The 18,493-nt window shown below is 69.7% G+C and carries 15 protein-coding genes and 2 pseudogenes; 5 read left to right on the top strand and 12 right to left on the bottom strand.

Annotated elements, in window-relative coordinates; genetic code table 11:
- Positions 1 to 8: 8 nt before the first annotated feature.
- Positions 9 to 1,736: an ABC transporter permease subunit gene (locus ABDW61_RS10175; protein WP_343638366.1), complete on the bottom strand. Its 1,728-nt coding sequence runs from the start codon at positions 1,734 to 1,736 to the stop codon at positions 9 to 11.
- A 328-nt stretch (positions 1,737 to 2,064) separates the two neighbouring features.
- Between ABDW61_RS10175 and ABDW61_RS10170 the strand changes: the two genes are divergently transcribed.
- Entirely contained in the window at positions 2,065 to 2,976 is a 912-nt protein-coding gene (locus ABDW61_RS10170) for an NAD(P)-dependent oxidoreductase (RefSeq protein WP_343638550.1), read from the top strand.
- A 15-nt stretch (positions 2,977 to 2,991) separates the two neighbouring features.
- Here ABDW61_RS10170 and ABDW61_RS10165 read toward each other — a convergent pair.
- Positions 2,992 to 3,393 (bottom strand): annotated as a pseudogene (locus ABDW61_RS10165) (aldo/keto reductase); the annotation flags it as partial.
- Between ABDW61_RS10165 and ABDW61_RS10160 the strand changes: the two are divergent.
- Positions 3,390 to 3,929, top strand: a pseudogene (locus ABDW61_RS10160) (LysR substrate-binding domain-containing protein); the annotation flags it as partial. The pseudogenes ABDW61_RS10165 and ABDW61_RS10160 overlap by 4 nt on opposite strands.
- A 333-nt stretch (positions 3,930 to 4,262) precedes the next feature.
- Here the strand turns inward: ABDW61_RS10160 and fur are convergent.
- The 4 genes from fur to ABDW61_RS10140 form a co-directional block, all read right to left on the bottom strand.
- Positions 4,263 to 4,724: a ferric iron uptake transcriptional regulator gene (fur, locus tag ABDW61_RS10155; protein ID WP_343638364.1), complete on the bottom strand. Its 462-nt coding sequence runs from the start codon at positions 4,722 to 4,724 to the stop codon at positions 4,263 to 4,265.
- 29 nt (positions 4,725 to 4,753) lie between these two features.
- On the bottom strand, positions 4,754 to 5,929 hold the full coding sequence (locus ABDW61_RS10150; RefSeq protein ID WP_343638549.1) for a PepSY-associated TM helix domain-containing protein: 1,176 nt from the start codon (positions 5,927 to 5,929) through the stop codon (positions 4,754 to 4,756).
- A gap of 21 nt (positions 5,930 to 5,950) precedes the next feature.
- Positions 5,951 to 6,133, bottom strand: coding sequence for a hypothetical protein (locus tag ABDW61_RS10145; RefSeq protein WP_343638362.1), 183 nt, complete (start codon positions 6,131 to 6,133; stop codon positions 5,951 to 5,953).
- A gap of 136 nt (positions 6,134 to 6,269) precedes the next feature.
- Entirely contained in the window at positions 6,270 to 7,994 is a 1,725-nt protein-coding gene (locus ABDW61_RS10140; protein ID WP_343638360.1) for an FAD-dependent oxidoreductase, read from the bottom strand.
- 76 nt (positions 7,995 to 8,070) lie between these two features.
- Between ABDW61_RS10140 and ABDW61_RS10135 the strand changes: the two genes are divergently transcribed.
- Positions 8,071 to 8,562, top strand: a complete 492-nt coding sequence (locus ABDW61_RS10135; protein WP_343638358.1) for an acyl-CoA thioesterase — start codon at positions 8,071 to 8,073, stop codon at positions 8,560 to 8,562.
- On the opposite strand, the gene gshA is transcribed toward ABDW61_RS10135, so the two are convergent.
- The 6 genes from gshA to ABDW61_RS10105 all read right to left on the bottom strand — a co-directional run bounded on the left by gshA (position 8,563) and on the right by ABDW61_RS10105 (position 15,045).
- Positions 8,563 to 10,083 carry a glutamate--cysteine ligase gene (gene gshA / locus ABDW61_RS10130; RefSeq protein WP_343638356.1) on the bottom strand — a complete coding sequence of 507 codons (1,521 nt, stop codon included), beginning with the start codon at positions 10,081 to 10,083 and terminating at the stop codon, positions 8,563 to 8,565.
- 67 nt (positions 10,084 to 10,150) lie between these two features.
- Positions 10,151 to 11,140, bottom strand: a complete 990-nt coding sequence (locus tag ABDW61_RS10125) for a helix-turn-helix domain-containing protein (RefSeq protein ID WP_343638354.1) — start codon at positions 11,138 to 11,140, stop codon at positions 10,151 to 10,153.
- Between the two features lie 33 nt (positions 11,141 to 11,173).
- Positions 11,174 to 11,779, bottom strand: a complete 606-nt coding sequence (locus ABDW61_RS10120; protein WP_343638352.1) for an isochorismatase family protein — start codon at positions 11,777 to 11,779, stop codon at positions 11,174 to 11,176.
- 108 nt (positions 11,780 to 11,887) lie between these two features.
- Complete coding sequence (locus ABDW61_RS10115) at positions 11,888 to 12,487, bottom strand: DUF1415 domain-containing protein (RefSeq protein ID WP_343638350.1); 600 nt, start codon at positions 12,485 to 12,487, stop codon at positions 11,888 to 11,890.
- 68 nt (positions 12,488 to 12,555) lie between these two features.
- Complete coding sequence (locus tag ABDW61_RS10110; RefSeq protein WP_343638348.1) at positions 12,556 to 13,770, bottom strand: M20 aminoacylase family protein; 1,215 nt, start codon at positions 13,768 to 13,770, stop codon at positions 12,556 to 12,558.
- Between the two features lie 177 nt (positions 13,771 to 13,947).
- Positions 13,948 to 15,045 carry an ABC transporter substrate-binding protein gene (locus tag ABDW61_RS10105; RefSeq protein WP_343638547.1) on the bottom strand — a complete coding sequence of 366 codons (1,098 nt, stop codon included), beginning with the start codon at positions 15,043 to 15,045 and terminating at the stop codon, positions 13,948 to 13,950.
- A gap of 323 nt (positions 15,046 to 15,368) precedes the next feature.
- Here ABDW61_RS10105 and ABDW61_RS10100 point away from each other — a divergent pair, with 323 nt between their 5' ends.
- Complete coding sequence (locus tag ABDW61_RS10100) at positions 15,369 to 17,375, top strand: molybdopterin oxidoreductase family protein (RefSeq protein WP_343638546.1); 2,007 nt, start codon at positions 15,369 to 15,371, stop codon at positions 17,373 to 17,375.
- Positions 17,376 to 17,400: 25 nt separating this feature from the next.
- On the top strand, positions 17,401 to 18,471 hold the full coding sequence (locus ABDW61_RS10095; protein ID WP_343638346.1) for an aminopeptidase: 1,071 nt from the start codon (positions 17,401 to 17,403) through the stop codon (positions 18,469 to 18,471).
- The last annotated feature ends 22 nt before the right edge of the window (positions 18,472 to 18,493 follow it).

Here is an 18,493-nt window from a genome sequence, read left to right as displayed (position 1 = left end):
CGGTGTCCTCACAGGTGCATGCGGTCTTCGGCCAGCCGGTACAGGCGCCGCCAGACGAAATGGTTCAGGCTCATCACGAAGATGCACATCACGCCGATGCCCAGCGCGATCCGCGGGAAGTCGCCCTTGGCGGTCATCTCGGCGATGTAGCTGCCCAGGCCATGGGCCTGCAGCGTGGTGTCGCCCCAGGAGACGTACTCGGCCACGATGCTGGCGTTCCAGGAACCGCCGCTGGCGGTGATCGCGCCGGTGACGAAGCTGGGGAACACCGCCGGCAGCAGGTAGCGCCGCCACTTGAGCCAGCCGCTCAGTCCGAGGTTGCGCGCCGCGTGGCGCAGCTCGGCGGGAATGCTGGAGGCGCCCGCGATGACGTTGAACAGCAGGTACCACTGCGTGCCGAAGATCATCAGCGGCGACAGCCACACGTCCGGATTGAGCTTCCAACGCACGATCAGCACCACCACCACCGGGAACAGCAGGTTGGCCGGGAAGGCCGCCAGGAACTGCGCCACCGCCTGCAGCCGGCCGGACCAGCGCGGATTCATGCCGATCCAGATCCCCACCGGCACCCACACCAGCGCCGCCAGCGCGATCAGCACCATCACGCGGATCAGCGTCAGCATGCCCAGGCCGAAGACATGGCCGGCCTCGCCCCAGCCGACCTCGGTGTGGACGAAGCGGATCAGGTGGTAGAGCGCCACCATCACCGCCGCGGCGATCACCGCGTCCCAGGCGCGCTGCCAGGTGGCGCTGGCGATGCGCGGCCACGCGCGGATCGAGGTGCCGTCATGGTGGCGGCGGAACCAGATCAGGCTGCCCTCGAGCCGGTCCACGATCCAGGCCGCGACGCGCCGCGTCAGCGAGGTGCGGCGCAGCCAGTTCAGCATCCACGAGTTGGGCGCGGCGTCGGCGCCGCTGTCCTCGAAGCGGAACTTGTCCGCCCAGGCCACCAGCGGCCGGAACACCAGCTGGTCGTAGAGCAGGATGCCCACCAGCATCGCCACGATGGCCCAGCCGATGGCGCCGAGGTCGCGCGCCTCGATCGCCAGCGCGATGTAGGAACCCACGCCGGGCAGCTTGATGCTCTGGTCGGAGACCGCGATCGCCTCGGAAGCCACGACGAAGAACCAGCCGCCGGACATGGACATCATCATGTTCCACAGCAGTCCGGGCATCGCGAAGGGCAGCTCCAGGCGCCAGAAGCGCTGCCAGCCGGAGAGCTGGAACACGCGCGCGGCCTCGTCGAGCTCGGACGGCACGGTGCGCAGCGACTGGTAGAGGCTGAAGGCCATGTTCCAGGCCTGCGAGGTGAAGATCGCGAAGATGGCCGCGCATTCGACGCCCAGCAGGTTGCCGGGGAAGAGCGCGATGAAGCCGGTGACCGTGATCGACAGGAAGCCCAGGATGGGGATGGACTGCAGGATGTCGAGCATGGGCACCAGCACCTTCTCGGCCGCGCGGACCTTGGCGGCGAGCACCGCGAAGACCGCGCTGAAGAGCAGCGCCAGCACCATGGCGGCCAGCATGCGCAGGTTGGTGCGCAGCAGGTAGTAGGGCAGGTGCGAGGGGTCCAGCGACAGCGGCAGCGGATCGCCGAGCGCGAACGGGCGGGCCATCTGCGCGGCGCCATAGGCCAGCAGGACCAGCAGCGCGAGCACCAGCGGCAGCAGGGCCCAGTCCCAGCGGTTGGTGCCGGCCTCGACGGCCGGGCGCGGATAGTAGTGGCGGCGGTCCATGAGCGTCGCTTTCTCGTTCTGCAGTGCGCGCGGGATGACCTGCCTCGAAGGCCTCCCGCGCGGAGCTGCGCAGGATGCCCGCCCCGCCCTTCAGAAACCTGTCCGGGGTCTGGCCGCAGCCTGTCGCGGCGCTCCTTCAGGCCATGGAGGTGGGAGATCAACATGGCACGAGAGGCCGCTTCGTGCGAAACGCGCGCCTGCCCCTGTGGTCAGGGCGGAGGCCGCTCCTATCATGGCCGGCGAGCCCTCCGCCTTCCGTGTCTTCGCTTCCGAGGTTCCCGTGTCCGCCACGCCTTCCCCCGCTCCCCGCCGCAAGCTGCTCGTCCTGATGCCGACGGCGGAAATCCATTTGTCGCAGCTTCGCGCCCACCACGACGTGATCTACGCGCCGGACGCCGAGGCGCGCGCAAAGGCCGTCGCCGAGCAGGGCGCGGAGGTCGAGATCGTCCTGACGATCGGCGCGATCGGCCTGCGCGCCGACGAGATCGCCGCGATGCCCCGGCTGCGCGCGGCTGCCGCGCTCGGCGCCGGTTACGAGGCGATCGACGTGGCCGCGGCCAAGGCGCGCGGCATCACGCTGTGGAATGGCGCCGGCACCAATGACTCCTGCGTGGCCGATCACGCGATGGCCTTGCTGCTGGCCTCGGTGCGGGCGCTGCCGCAGCAGGAGCAGGCGCTGCGCGCCGGCATCTGGCGCGACGCGCTGCCGCTGCGACCCAGCGTCAACGGACGCCGGCTCGGGATCCTCGGCATGGGCACCATCGGGCTGCGCATTGCCCGCCGCGCGCTGGCCTTCGACATGGAGGTCGGCTATCACAACCGCCGCGAGCGCCATGACGCGCTGGGCTGCCCGTACTTCGCCACGCCGGTGGCGCTGGCCCAATGGGCCGATTTCATCGTGGTGGCCGCTCCCGGCGGCCCCGCGACGAAGCACCTAGTCAACGCCGAGGTGCTGAAGGCGCTCGGGCCGCAGGGGCATGTCGTCAACATCGCGCGCGGCAGCCTGGTCGACACGGCCGCCCTCGCAGCGGCGCTCGCGGCGGGCGAGTTGGGCGGCGCCGCGCTCGACGTCTACGAATCGGAACCGAAGCCGCCAGAGGCGCTGCTGGGTTTCCCCAACGTCATCCTCACGCCGCACATCGCCGGCTGGTCGCCGGAGTCGGTCCAGGCGACCATCGATCTGTTCCTGGAGAACGCCCGGCGCTGGGAAGCGGGTGAGCCGGTGCTCACGCCGCTGTGAGCGCGTCGAGCCGGCAATCAGCCCCTGGCGCTGCAGCTCCGCCAGCGCCGTGACCTGCGGTTCCAGCGAGCCTTCGGCCGGTCCATGCACATCGAGCATGCTGCGCAGATTCACCACATCGAGCACCTCCAGGCCGAGGTGGCGCAGGTTGTCGTGCACCTGCGCCCTGAGTTCCGCCGCCGACTGCGCCGGCAGCCAGGAAGCGTCGTCGCCGCGCCGGGCGCCGACCTTGGTCACGATCGTGAGACCGTCGCGGTAGGGATGCAGCGCCTCGCGAATGATCTGGTTGGTGATGTGCGGACCATAGAAATCGCTGGTGTCGATGTGGTCGACGCCCAGTTCGATCGCCTCGCGCAGCAGCGCGACAGCGGCGGCGCGGTCCTTGGGCGGCCCGAAGACACCGGGGCCGGCCAGTTGCTGTGCTCGCAGCGGGCTGCGATGCCGGCATCCGCTATGAGGAACGGCTGGAGCAGGACACGATCGCCCTCCCGATCGGCCCGCGGCGGCAGCGCGTGGCGACGGTGGCGTCCCCGGCCTATCTGGCGGCGCACGGCGAGCCGGCGCATCCTCGCGACCTGCTGGGCCACCGCTGTCTGCGGGGGCGTTTCCCGAGCGGGGCGATGCCCGCCTACGAGTTCGAGCGCGATGGCGAGATCATCAGCGTCGATCCCGCGGGTCCGCTGGTGGTGCGGCTGGGCGGCGGGCTGGACCTGGCCATCGACGTGGCGGTCGCGGGCGGCGGCGTGATCCAGACCTTCGAGGACTGGCTGCGCCCGCATCTGGACAGTGGCGCGCTGGTGCCGGTGCTCCAGGACTGGTGGACGTCCTTCAGCGGTCCGTTCCTCTACTACCCCGGTCGGCGCTACCTGCCGGCGCCGCTGCGCGCGTTCGTCGAGTTCGTGAAGAGCGCTGGGTTGGACGCCGCGGACGAAAAAAATCCGCTGCCCCGGTGAGGGGCAGCGGACCAAGACTTGAGAACTGAAAAAGACAGGTCCCCTCGAGCGGGGACCGCGGCTCCGCGAACGGAACTCCGGAGGCGCCGGCTCGCCAGGGTCTCAACCCAGCAGGCCCGTCGCCAATCCCAGACAGGACATGACGCCGATGCACACCACCCAGGCATCCGCGTTGTTCAACGAAGACCAGACCGTTTGCTTGAGCATTTGCATTGCCATCTCCTGTGGCAGCCGTGAATGGCTGCGATGGGTGGAAATGTACTGTATGCCCATCCAGTGTTCAACAGGGATCTGCCGGATTGTGCGGATTCGCATCGCCGGCCTTCGCGCCGCTCAGCGCCGGCGCTTGGCCTGGCACGCCGGATCCGAACATAGCCCGTACAGCGCCAGCGCGTGCTCGACCAGCTCGTAGCCGCGCTCCTCGGCGATCTCGCGCTGACGCTGCTCGATGCCGGCGTCGTAGAACTCCTCGACCCGCCCGCAGGCCAGGCAGACCATGTGGTCGTGATGCTGCGCCGAGTTGAGCTCGAACACCGCCTTGCCGGACTCGAAGTGCTGCCGCGCCAGCAGCCCCGCCTCGACGAACTGCATCAGCACCCGGTACACCGTCGCCAGGCCGATGTCGGCGCCCTCCTGCAGCAGCAGGCGGTAGACGTCCTCGGCGCTGAGGTGGCGCTGGTTCGATTGCTCGAAGATCTGTAGCACCTTGATGCGCGGCAGCGTCGCCTTCAGGCCGCTCGATTGCAGGCTCTCGATCTGGTGCTTGGGAGAGTCGGGCTTGTGCGATTCAGGCATTGCGGGGAAATGATCGTGCGGACTGGCGATCAGGCGGCCGCGGTTTCAGGAGATTTGGCCTCGTCCAGGCCGCCGGCAGCCACGCCCTTGGCGCTCTTGCGGGCACCCTGCGGCTTGCGCAGCCACAGGTACAGGCCGCTGCCCAGCACCACGATGGTCGCCACGTCCAGCAAGGCCCAGAGGATCTTCATCGGCATGCCGCCGTAGTCGCCGAAATGCAGCGGCTGCGACACCAGCAGCGCCGTCAAATACCACGGCAGCTCGGGCGCGGCCGTCAGCTGCGAGCTGCGGGCATCGATCAGCAGCGGCTGCAGCAACTTGGAGGTCAGCGGCGTCGAACCCTTCAGGAAGAAGGTGTTGTGGTGCGGGCTGGAGAACGCCGTCCCCGGGAAGGCGATGAACGACACCTTGCGCTTGTCGCCCGCATGCATCGCCGTGTCCAGCGAGGCCTGCAGCGGTGCGCGTTCCTCGGCCTTGAGCAGCGGCTGGTTCTTGTAGGGCGCCAGCAGCGCGCTGACCTTGTCGTACTGCCAGTACTGGACCAGCAGCTCGGCCCAGGTGTTGATCATCCCGGTCGCGCCGACGACGAAGCACCACACCAGCGTCACGATGCCGATCAGGTTGTGCAGGTCCAGCCATTTCACGCGCGTGGAGCGGTCCTTGCGCACGGCGCCGAAGTCGAGCTTGCGCATGAACGGCGCGTAGAGCACCACGCCGCTGACCAGCGCGATCAGCAGCAGCAGGCCCATGAAGCCGAGGAAGAGCTTGCCCGGCAGGCCCGCGAACATGTCCACGTGCAGCCGGAACATCAGGTCCATGAAGCCTTCGCCGATGCGGTACTCACGCACGACCAGGCCGGTGCGCGCGTCGACGGCGACGGACTTGTAGTCCGAGGTGGGCTCCGGCGTCGCGGCGAGCGTGAACCACCACAGGCGCGGATCGTCCTCGTTCTCGCCGGCGTACTGGATGATCAGCTGCGGATGCTGCGCCTTGGCCGCCTGAGCCATGGTGTCCAGCGAGACGCGCTGCCGGTCCATCGCGGCGGGCAGTTCGGGCGCCTCGATTTCATCGCCCAACAGGTGACCGATCTCGTGGTGGAAGATCAGCGGCAGGCCCGTCAGGCACAGCAGCAGCATGAAAAGGGTGCAGATCAGGCTGGTCCACTTGTGAAGCCAGGTCCAGATCCGGATGGCGCGCGAGCTCAGCATCGTCGGGTCCTCAGGAGTTCAGTCCGCCCGCTGGGGCCGCCAGGCAAACCAGGCGATCACCAGCACCGGCACGCCCAGCCCGACCCAGGACCAGGTGTCGCCCCAGTCGTCGGAGACCAGCGCCGTGAGCAGCCCGGACGTGCTCAGCACGCCCAGCGCGATCGGCCAGGTCCAGAGGCGGCGGGATTCGGGAGAAAGCATGGCGCGGCTTTCCTGCAAATAACAATTATTCGCATTCTAGAGCCAAGCCGAGGGAGGCGGCACCCGACCAGTCGCGCGCCGGGGCGAGGAAAGGAAGGCGCGGAAGGCGCGCGCGGCGCCGCGCCCGCAACTCCGCTCAGGCCGGCGAGCGGACGCCGGCGGGCTGGCTGACGCGCTCAGCGCGCGCCGCGTCCTGCCGGGCGAGGTACTGGTGGATGCTGGCCACGACCTGCGCGCCTTCGCCGATCGCGCCACCGACCCGCTTGACCGAGCCCGAGCGCACGTCGCCGACGGCGAACACGCCCGGGATGCTGGATTCGAGCAACTCCGGCTTGTACTCGGACAGTGGGCAGGCGCAGGCTCGCCCGGTGATGATGAAGCCAGCCTGGTCGAGTTCGAGCCCGCAATCGGCGATCAAGCCGGTTTCCGGCTCGGCGCCGATGAACATGAACAGATGCTGCAGCGAGAGCCGGTGCTCTTTGCCGTTGCGGCGGTCGCGCCAGGAGACGGCCTCCAGCGAGTCGCCGCCCTCCAGCCCGCACAGCTCCTGATGCGGCTGCAGTTCGATGTTGGCGGTGCCCTGGATGCGGTCGATCAGGTAGCGGGACATGGTGGCCGCCAGGCCTGGCCCGCGGATCAGCATGATCACCTTGGCCGCGTGGTTCGCGAGGAACACCGCCGCCTGGCCGGCCGAGTTGCCGCCGCCGACGATGACCACCGTCTGCCGGCTGCAGATGCGGGCCTCGATCGGCGAGGCCCAGTACCAGACGCCGCGGCCTTCGAAGCGGCTGAGCGCCTCGAGTTCCGGCCGTCTGTAGCGCGCGCCGGTGGCGATCACCGCGGTGCGGGCGCGCACGGTGCGGCCGTCCTCGAGCGACAGGCGCAACTCGTCGTCCACGCCGTGGCGCTCGCAGCTCATCGACGTGACCTTGGCCGGGATCAGCATGTCGGCGCCGAATTTCTGGGCCTGGACAAAGGCCCGCCCCGCCAGCGCCTGGCCGGAGATGCCGGTCGGGAAGCCGAGGTAGTTCTCGATCCGGGAACTCGCCCCGGCCTGTCCGCCGAACGAGCGGCAGTCCATCACCAGCACCGACAGCCCCTCCGACGCGGCGTACACCGCCGACGACAGGCCGGCCGGGCCGGCGCCGATGATGGCGACGTCATACAGCTCGGTGCGCTCGCGCATGTCGACGATGCCCATGCAGCGCGCGACCTCCTCGTCGCTCGGGTCGACCAGCACCTCGCCGCCGGGGCAGATGACCAGCATCTGCACGCCCTCGGTCATGTACTGCTCGGCCAGCGCCCGGGCGTCGTCGTTCTGGTCGGGTTCGAGCTGCTGGTGCGGATAGCCGTTGCGGCCGAGAAAGCTGCGCAGCCGCATCACCGGCGCGGCCTTCGCGCGGCCGATCAGCGTCGCGCCGCTGGCGCCGGCCTCGATCAGACCGACGCGGCGCAGGATGAAGGCGCGGGTCAGGCGCTCGCCCAGGTCCGCCTCGGCGATCAGCAGCGCGCGCAGCTGCGGCGGGCTGACGTCGACGGCTTCGACCTCGGTCTCGGCGATCGCGTCGATGAAGGAGGGCCGGCCGCTGAGCTGCCCGACCTCGCCCAGGAAGCCGCCGGGGCCATGGCGATGGATGGGCGTCACGTGGCCCAGGCTGTCGCGCTGTGAGACGGTGATCTCGCCGCTGAGGATCAGCAGCATGCCCATGCCGGCGTCGCCGGCGCGGACCACCCATTCGCCTTGGGAATACCGCCGGAAGCGGCCGAAACGCGCGACCCGCGCGATGTCGGCGACGCCGAGCGCGGGAAACATCTGGGCACCGCGGGTCTCCGCGATGTTGGGCTGCTGGACCTGGGCCATGGAACCTCCTGGCGCCCACCCTAACCGACGCGCGTGTCAGCGGCAAGCGCCACAAGGGAGAGTAGGATCGCGCGCCATGGACCTCCCCTCGCATCAACTGACGATGACGGTGCTGATGACGCCGGACATGGCCAATTTCTCCGGCAATGTCCACGGCGGCACCATCCTGAAGCTGCTCGACCAGGTCGCCTATGCCTGCGCGAGCCGCTATGCGGGGCGCTACACGGTGACGCTGTCGGTGGACCAGGTGATGTTCCGCCAGCCCATCCACGTCGGCGAGCTGGTCAGCTTCCTGGCTTCGGTGAACTACACCGGCACCTCGTCGATGGAGATCGGCATCAAGGTCGTGACCGAGAACATCCGCGACCAGGTCGTGCGGCACGCCAACAGCTGCTTCTTCACGATGGTGGCGGTGGGCGAGGACAGCCGTCCGGTGCCGGTGCCGCCGCTGACGCCGACGACCCCGGACGAGAAGCGCCGCTGGGAGGCGGCGCTCGAACGCAAGAAGCTGCGCCAGGAGCTGCAGCGCCGGCACGACGAGCTGCGCAGCTCGACGCTGCCCGGCTGATCAGCCCTGCAACTGCGCCGGATCCAGGTACTGCTGGCGGAAGGTCTCGAAGTCGACCGTGTCGGCCGCCTCGATCGCGGCCTGCGCCTCGAGCGACGCGCGCGCCGATTGCTCGAAACGCGTCATCAGGCCGTCGGGCAAGGGTTGCTCCAGCACATGGCGGCGTGCCGTCTCGGACTGCGCCGCGACGAAACCGAGGTGGGAGTTGTCGTGCCGCTCGCGCATCGCCGCGAGCACGCGGGCCGACGGCAGTTCATCCGGGCGGTCCCAGCGCTCGACGGCCTGCGCCAGCGCCTCGCGGTACAGCGAGCCGCCCAACGCCGCATCCACCTTGGCCGCGATCGGCGCGAACTCGCCCAGCAGCTCGCGGCCCCAGTCGCGCAGCAGCACTTCGCCGCCGCGGCGCTCCAGCTTCAGACCCGGCTCACGGCCGGCCGAAGCCGTGCGGTTCTGGTTGCGCGCCAGCGCGCCCAGTTCGTCCGGCGTGTCGTTGGGACTGTCGGTCAGCCAGCAGTGCAGCAGGAAGACGTCCAGGAAGCGCATCGTGCTGGCCGCGATGCCGACCGGCTCGAACGGATCCAGGTCCATGCAGCGGACCTCGATGTATTCGACGCCGCGCTCGCGCAGCGCATGCAGCGGCCGCTCGCCGGAGCGGATCGTGCGCTTGGGGCGGATCGTGCCGTAGAACTCGTTCTCGATCTGCAGCAACGTGGTCGAGAGCTGGTTGTACTCGCCGCCCGGGCTCATGATGCCGACCTTCTCATAGGCGGCGTACGGGCGCGTCAGCGCGTCCTGCAGCGAGGCGGCATAGCCGTCCAGGCTGTTGTAGCTGACCGAGAGCGAGGCTTGCGCATCGCTCTGATAGCCGAGCCGTCCCATGCGCAGCGAGGTGCCGAAAGGCATGTGCAGCGTGCCGTCGGTCAGGGTCTGCAGGCCGTGCTCGCGGCCGGCGACGAAGCTCGCGCACAGCGCCGGCGAGGCGCCGAACAGCGTCAGCAGCAGGAAGGAGTGGCGGCGGAAGTTGCGGATCAGCGCGAAGTGGTCCGCGTTGTTCAGCCCTGGCATCGACCAGTTGTAGTGGATGCCGGAGATCGTCTGCATGCGCCGGCCGTAGCGGTGGCTCAGGCCCATGCGGTAGACGCTCTTGGCGCGGCCGATGTTGGAGGCGCCATAGCGGCCGATGGGGATGGTCTCGTCGGCGGGCAGCAGGCAGGGCATGCTGGACGCCCACATCAATTCATCGCCCAGGCTGCGCACGACGGCCTGGTGGATTTCAGTGAGCTCGCGCTCGCAGGCCTCGGCGGACGCATGCACGCCGGTGATGAGTTCGAGCTGGGATTCGCTGAAGTCCGTGGTGACGGTCTCATGCGTCAGCGCCGAGCCCAGCGCCGTCGGATGCGGCGTGAGCGCCAGCGAGGCGCCGGTCGGCAGGGCGCGCAGGCTCTCCTTCTCGACCCCGCGGCGCATGCCCGCCAGACGGGCCGGATCCAGGGCCTCCAGTCGCTTCAGCCAATCGTTCAAAAGCCGCTCCTCGTTCACTGTGGGCGCGCAAGTTAACAGAACTCGGTGAAACCCGCTCGTCTGGGCGTTATGCGGATTGTGTTAGGCGCCGGCGGGTCCGGCGCAGCTGTTGATCCGAGCTGAAACCGGCCGCCAGCGCGGCCTGCGCGGGACGTACCCCTCGTGCGATTTCACGCCGGGCGAGTTCCAGGCGGATCGCGCGCAGGTAGTCCAGCGGCGTGGTGCCGCCGTGCTGCGCGAACAGCCGCGTGAGGTGCCGCGGCGTGACGTGCGCGGCTTCGGCCATGCGGGCCAGGGTCCAGTCGGCGCGCGGATCGGCGCAGACGGCGTCCTGCGCGCGGTGCAGCGCCGGATGCAGGTGATGGCGGTGCGCCAGCATCGGCGAGAGCTCGGGATCCTGCGGGCCGCGGCGCAGGTAGACCACCATCACCTGCGCGACCGAGGCGGCGATCGCCTCGCCGCAGTGCTCGGCGATCAGCGCGAGGACCAGATCGATGCCGGCCGTGATGCCGGCGCTGCTGGCGAGCGGGCCGTCGAGCACGAAGACGCGGTTCGCCTGCACATCGGCGCGCGGGGCGGCCGCCCGCAAGGCATCGAGCGACTCGTGGTGGGTCGTGCATTGGCGCCCGTCGAGCAGCCCGGCGCGCGCCGCCAGCAGCGCGCCGGCGCAGATGCTGAGCAGCCGGCCCTGGCCACCGGCCAGCAGCGCGCTTCCTTCGCGGTGCAGCCAGCGCTCGATGCGCAGGTCCTCCTCGCGCTCCGAGACGCCATCCGGTCTGTCATCGGGATGCGGATGGCGGCGCCCGCTGAGGATCAGCCAGTCGCGCTCGCCCAGCGACGGCAGCGGCTCGAGCGCCGTGAGCATCAGCCCGACCGAGCTCGGCGCCGACGCGCGGGCGCCGCAGAAGCGCAGCCGGAACGCCTCCGGCTCGCCGCGCCGGCGCAGCGCCTGGTTGGCCAGGCGCAGGGCTTCGGCGGCGCCGGCCAGGTCGAGCAGCAGCGTGTGCCGCTCGACCAGGATCCAGACGTCGAGGGGAAGGGCGTCGGAAATGGACATCGCCGCAGTATGCGCCGGAGCCGGCAGCGAAGCTCAGACAGCGCGGGCGAGCGCCTGCTCGACGGTCACGATGTCGGCGAAGCGGCCTTGCAGCGCCACCTCGGTGCGCAGCTTGATGTCGTCCACGCCGACGACCGCGCCGCTGGCGTGCGGGATCGGGAAGGTCAGCGTGGCCTCGGTCACGTAGTCGACGGTCCAGCCCTCGTCGCTGGCGTGGCGGGTGGTGGTCTCGCAGCATTGCTCGGTGCGGATGCCGGCGACGATCAGGCGCCGGATGCCCTGCTCGGTCAGCCAGACCGGCAGGCCGGTGCCGACCAGCGCGCTGTGGCGGCGCTTGAGGAACTCCGCCGCGATCGGCACTTGCGCCAGCTCGTCCATCGGACGGACGTGGCCGCTGACCAGCGAGAACGGGTTGTCGGCCGTGGCCGGCCCATCGGTGTGGAGGATGCGCACGATCGGCAGGCCGCGGGCGGCCGCGCCGTCGAGCAGCGCGTTGGTGCGCTCGAGGAAGGGCAGCCAGTCGGTGTCGTTCCAGTAGGGGCGGTGGCGGAACGACTCCTGCACGTCGATGAGCAGGACGGCGGTGGCGGGGGAGGCGTGAGAGGCAGCGTGAGGGACGGCGTGAGAGGCGGTGGTCATCGAGGACTCCATCGGGTGGTTGATGGGGTCCATCGTGCCGTCGGCGGCGCGGTCCGTCGCGCCGCCGACGGACCGGTCACGGTCAAATCAGGACATCGCCCCGGACCGTCACTCGTCGCGCGGCGCGCGCTGCGCCAGCGGCAGCCTGGCCTCGACGTCCAGCGCCTCCCAACCCTTGCGGCCGATGCGGCGCAGCGTGTCGATGTTGGCCTCGTAGATCGCGTCGGTGTCGGGCATGGTCTCGACGGCGCGCTCGATGCTCTCCTCGCGCAGCAGGTGCAGCGTGGGGTAGGGCGAGCGGTTGCTGAAGTTGTCGACGTCGCCGGCCTCGGTGCCCTCGAACTGGTAGTCCGGATGGAAGCTGGCGACCTGCAGCACGCCGTCCAGGTCCAGGTCCTCGACCAGCGCGTCCGCGGCGCCGAGGAAGTCGTTGAAGTCCAGGAAGTCGTTCAGTACCCAGGGATGGACCAGCAGCGTGGTCTCGGTCTCCTCCGGATCGGCGCGGTTGAGCGCCAGCAGCTCATGCGCCAGGTCCTTCAGCAGCTCCTCGGGCGTGCGGGCGGCGCTGACCACGGTGCGCAGGCGCTGGTTGACCTCGACGCTCTTGGCGAACGGGCACAGGTTCAGCCCGATCACCGCCCGCTGCAGCCAGCGCTGGGTGTCGTCGCGGACGGTCTTTTCCTGGTCGGGCTGAATCGGTGCGGTCATCGGGCGTGGTGCTGGAAGTCGTCGTGGTCGAGTCGCGGTTGTCGCGTCGGCGTGGTCGCAAGGGGTGTTCAGCCTCGCGCGGGCCGCGGCTGCTTGAACCAGGCGTCGACCAGCCGCACCCACATCGAGCCGCCCAGCGGGATCAGCTCGTCGTTGAAGTCGTAGCTCGGGTTGTGCAGCATGCAGGGCCCCAGACCGTGCCCGCCCTCGCGATGGCTGCCGTCGCCGTTGCCGATCAGGAAGTAGCAGCCCGGCACTTCCTGCAGGTAGTAGCTGAAGTCCTCGGCGCCCATCGTGGGCTCGAACTCCTGGACGTTGGGCGCGCCCAGCATCTCGGTCAGCACGCCGCGCACGAACTCGGTCTCGGCGGGGTGGTTGATGGTTGGCGGGTAGTTGCGGTGGAAGGAGAACTCGCACTGCACTTCGAAGGCGTCGCCGGTGGCGGCGGTGATCTGCTGCATGCGGCGCTCGATCAGGTCCAGCGTCTCCAGCGTGAAGGTGCGGACCGTGCCCTGAAGCTCGCAGCGCTCCGGGATCACGTTGGTGGCCTCGCCGGCATGGATCATCGTCACCGAGATCACGCCCGCGTCGATGGGCCGCTTGTTGCGGGTGATGATGGTCTGGAAGGCCTGCACCAGGTGCGCCGCGACGACCACCGGGTCGGTGCCCAGGTGCGGCATCGCGCCATGCGCGCCCTTGCCCTTGATCACGATCTTGAATTCGTTGCTCGAGGCGAAGACCGGTCCGGTCTTGAGCGCGAACTGGCCGGCCGCCATGCCGGGCCAGTTGTGGATGCCGAACATCGCCTCGACCGGGAACTGCCTGAACAGGCCGTCCTTGATCATCTCGCGGGCGCCGCCGCCGCCTTCCTCGGCCGGCTGGAACACGACATGGACGGTGCCGTCGAAGTCGCGGTGCGCGGCCAGGTGCTTGGCCGCCGCCAGCAGCATCGCGGTGTGGCCGTCATGGCCGCACGCATGCATCTTGCCGGGGTGCTTGCTGGCGTGGGGGAAGGTGTTGTGCTCGGTGATCGGGAGCGCGTCGATGTCGGCGCGCAGGCCCAGCGCGCGGCCGCTGGCGCCGCCGTCGCGGCCGTGGATGGTGCCCACCACGCCGGTCTTGCCCAGCCCGCGGTGGACCGGGATGCCCCATTCGCTCAGCGCCTGGGCGATCAGGTCCGAGGTGCGATCCTCGTGGAAGCAGAGTTCGGGATGGGCGTGCAGGTCGCGTCGCAGCTTGGCGATGGCAGGCGCGTCGGCCAGGATGGGTTCGATCAGCTTCATGGTGCGGGCACTCCGATGTCGTCGCGACAGCGCGTCGGGCTTGCCGCGAGGGCCGCGGCGCCGTCCGGTCGAGACAAGGAGGCGCCGCCAGAAAAGCCGCGGCGCCGCTCACGGCGGCGCCGCTGATGTCGGAGCAGTGTACCCGCGCGCCCAATGGTGGGGCAGCGGCGGGGGCGATCAGCGCTTGACGCGTCCGTCGCTGGTCAGCAGCGTCATCTCGACGAAGCTCGATCCCACGTGCCGGTTGGGCCGGAAATTCACGTTGAAGCCGCCGACGTTGAAGTTCTGCAGCGTGTCCAGCGCGGCGGCCAGGCCTTCGCGGGTCGGGCGGGTCATGCGGCGCAGGCCTTCGCTGATGACCTTGGCGCCGATGTAGCCCTCGATGGCGGTGTAGTTGAACTTCTGGCCGGCCTTGGTGGCGGCCTGCTGGTAGTCGTGGACCACGCCGACCTGCGTGCCGAACGGATAGGGCATGACCTGGCTGACGACCACGCCCATCGCGTCGGGGCCCAGTTCGTCCTGCAGCGCCTGGGTGCCGACGAAGGACACGTTGTAGAACACGCCGCCGTAGCCGGCCTTGCGGGCGGCGCGGATGAAGGCGGCGCAGCTCTTGTAGGCGCTGATCATGACGATCGCTTCCGGTGGCGCGCCGGTCTGCACCAGGTCCTTGACGGCCTTGGCGACGTCGACGCTGTTGCGCTCGACGGTGGACGTGGCCTGCGGCTGGAGCGACAGCGGCTTCATCGCGCGCAGCACGCCGTCCAGGCCGGCCTTGCCGTAGGCGTCGTTCTGGTGGAAGACCGAAATCCGCATCAGGCCGAGGTGGGTCAGCTGCTTCACGATCAGGGCGGTCTCGTCGTAATACGAGGCCCGCACGTGATAGACCCAGGGGCTGAAGGGGTCGCGCAGCGCCTCGGCGCCGGTGAAGGGGGCGACGAAGGGGATCTTGGCCTGGTTGACCAGCGGCAGCGCGGCCAGCGAGGTCGGGGTGCCGACATAGCCGAACAGCGCGAACACGTCGTCGGCGATCAGCTTCTCGGTGTTGGCCTTGCAGCGGTCGGGCTCGTAGCCGTCGTCCAGCGTGCGCAGTTCGATGGTGGTGCCGTTGATGCCGCCGGCGGCGTTCTGCGCGTCGAAGAAGAGCTTGGCGCCCGCCTGCATCTGCAGGCCCAACTGGGCGGCGGGGCCGGTCAGCGGCGCGGACTGGCCCAGCACCAGGCGCTTGCCTTGGGCGCGGACGGCAGCGGGGATCGGAAGGGTGGCGAGCGCGCCCAGGGCGCTGGCGGAGGCGAGGAGTTGGCGGCGATCCAAGAGAGGCTCCCAGAGGGTGCGATAGATGTTGTGGCGCGCCGGACGGCAGGCGCCAGGGGGCTCGACACGACCTATTCCGGCCCCCCAACGCGCGAGCTTAGCGTTTCGTGAGTCCAGCGTTGTCGGGATGCTCCGTAAGAAAACGCAAGGTGTGGCGCTTGTGCAATAGTTGACGCCCGTTGTCCCCCCTCTGAGAACCGACCGTGACCCCCCCGCCACAGGCCCTCGGCCATGATGATCCGGCCCTCGTCCGGACGCCTTCATCGCGCACCGATGCGCCCTCCCGGGTGGTGAAGGGCGCCTGTCCCCACGACTGCCCCGACACCTGCGCCCTGCGCATCACCGTCGAGGACGGCAAGGTGGTCAAGGTGCAGGGGCAGCCGGAGCATCCGAGCACCCACGGCGCGCTGTGCACGAAGGTGTCGCGCTATCCCGAGCGCACCTACCACGCCGAGCGCGTGCTGCATCCGCTCAAGCGCGTCAGCGCCAAGCACGAGCCGCCGCGCTTCGAGCGCATCGGCTGGGACCAGGCGATCGCGGAGATCGCCGGCCGGCTGCGCGCGATCGCGGCGCGCGATCCGCAGGCGATCCTGCCGTACAGCTACGCCGGCACCATGGGCCTGCTGCAGGGCGAGGCGATGGCGGGGCGCTTCTTCAACCGGCTGGGCGCGTCCTGCCTGGACCGCACCATCTGCGCCTCGGCCGGTGGCGCGGCACTGGCGGCGACCTACGGGCACAAGGTCGGCATGCATCTGCCGTTCTTCGCCGAGTCGAAACTGATCCTGATCTGGGGCAGCAACTCGATCGCCTCCAACCTGCATTTCTGGACCTTCGCGAACCAGGCCAAGCGCAGCGGCGCGAAGCTGATCTGCATCGACCCGCGCAAGACCGAGACCGCCGACAAGTGCCACCAGCACCTGGCGCTGCTGCCTGGCACCGACGGCGCGCTGGCGCTGGGCCTGATGCACGAACTGATCGCCCACGACTGGATCGATCACGATTACGTCGCCCGTCATGTCCAGGGCTGGGAGGAGTTGAAGGCGCGGGCGCTGGCCTGGACGCCGGAGCGCACGGCCGCCGAATGCGGTCTGACGCCCGAGGAGGTGCGCGGCCTGGCGCGCGACTACGCCACCGCGGCGCCGGCGGCGATCCGGCTGAACTACGGCATGCAACGCGTGCGCGGCGGCGGCAATGCGGTGCGGCTGATCGCGCTGCTGCCGTGCCTGACGGGCGCGTGGCGGCATCGGGCGGGCGGGATGCTGCTGTCGAGCTCGGGCTGGTTCGCGCCGTTCAAGAACCCGGCGCTGGAGCGCCCCGAGCTGCGCGGCGGCCGGCCTTCGCGGACCATCAACATGAGCACGATCGGCGATGACCTGCTGCGCGAGGCCTCGCCCGGATTCGGACCGAAAGTGGAGGCGCTGATCGTCTACAACAGCAATCCGGTCGCGGTGGCGCCGGAGTCGCCCAAGGTGGTGGCCGGCTTCCAGCGCGAGGACCTGCTGACGGTGGTGCTGGAGCACTTCATGACCGACACGGCCGACCTGGCCGACTACGTGCTGCCGGCGACGACGCAGCTGGAGCACCTGGACATCCACACCAGCTACGGCCACACCGACGTGCTGGTGAACGAGCCCGCGGTGGCACCGCTGGGTGAGGCGCGGCCCAACACGCGAATCTTCCGCGACCTGGCGGCGGCGATGGGGTTCGACGAACCGGCCTTCCAGGACGACGATGAGGCGCTGCTGCGGCAGGCCTTCCGCGACGACATCGACCTGAGGGCGCTGCGCGAGCGCGGCTGGTTCAAGCTGCCGCTGGCCGAGGCGCCGTTCGCCGAAGGCGGATTCCCGTCCCAGGATGGCAAGGCCGACGCGCGCGGCGCGGACTACGTGCCCAACTACGAGAGCCGCGCGAGCGCGCCGGCGCTGGCCGCGCGCTATCCGCTGGCGATGATCTCGCCGCCGGCGCGCAACCACCTCAACAGCACCTTCGTGAACGTGAAGAGTCTGCGCGACATCGAGGGCGAGCAGGTGCTGGAGATGAATGCCAGCGACGCGGCCTCGCGAGGGCTGACCGATGGCCAGGCGGTGCGCGTGTTCAACGATCGCGGCAGCTACGTGTGCCGGCTGGACGTGAGCGGCCGCGCGCGCGAGGGCGTCGTGCATGGGCTGGGCATCTGGTGGCGCAAGCTGGGCGCGGACGGGCGCAACGTCAACGAGGTCACGCATCAGCGGCTCACCGACATGGGCCGCGCGCCGTGCTTCTACGACTGCCTGGTCGAGGTGGCCGCAGCCTGAGCGGCCTGCGGCGAGCGGAGGCGCGATGACCGGACGGCGGGCGGCGTGGACGCGGTGGACATGGCTGGCGCTGCTGGCCGCGCCGCTGCTGATGCTCGGCGGGTGCGCGCAGCTGTCGTACTACGGGCAGTCGCTGTCGGGGCATTTGTCGCTGGTGCGCGCGGCCAAGCCGGTCGACGAGTGGCTCGCGCAGCCGGACCTCGATCCGGAGGTGCGGCGGCAACTGATGCTGTCGCAGTCGATCCGCGATTACGCCTCCTCGGCGTTGAAGCTGCCTGACAACGGCAGCTACCGCCGCTATGCCGATCTCAAGCGCGGCGCGGCGGTGTGGAACGTCGTGGCCACGCCGGAACTGAGCCTGCAGCTCACGACCTGGTGCTATCCGGTCATGGGCTGCGCGGGCTATCGCGGCTACTTCTCGCCGGATGCGGCGCGGGAGGAGGCGCAATCGCTGCGCAAGGAGGGGCTCGAGCCCTACGTGTACGGCGTGCCGGCCTACTCGTCGCTGGGATGGAGCAACTGGCTGGGCGGGGATCCGCTGCTCAACACCTTCATCCGGTATCCGGAAGGGCAGTTGGCGCGAATGATCTTCCACGAGCTCGCGCACCAGGTGGCTTACGCGAGCGATGACACGGCCTTCAACGAGAGCTTCGCCACGGCGGTCGAGCAGATCGGCGTGGCGCGCTGGATGAAGGACCGGCCGCAGGCGCTGCGGGAGGATGAGCTGTCGAGACAGCGGCAGGACCAGGTCCAGGCCTTGCTGAAGGCCACGCGCGAGCAGTTGCAGGAGGTCTTCCGCAGCACGGCCAGCGACGACGAGAAGCGTGCGGGCAAGGCCGCGGCGTTCGCGAAGCTGCGCGCCGACTATGCGGCGATGAAGCGCGACCAGTGGGGCGGCGACACGCGTTTCGACCGCTGGGTGGCGGGCCTGAACACGCCGGCGCTGGCGATCCAGGGCAGCTACACGGACCTGGTGCCGGACTTCGTGCGCCTGTTCGAGCGGCAGGGCGAGGACTGGGAGCGCTTCTATGCCGAGGTGAAGCGCCTGGCCGGGCTGCCGAAGGATGAGCGGCGAGCGCAGCTGACGCATAGATGACGGCTCTCCCCCCGCCCCAGAA

The organism is Roseateles sp., assembly GCF_039595595.1.
Taxonomy (GTDB): Bacteria; Pseudomonadota; Gammaproteobacteria; order Burkholderiales; family Burkholderiaceae_C; genus Roseateles.
This window is presented reverse-complemented; position numbering and strand designations above follow the sequence as displayed.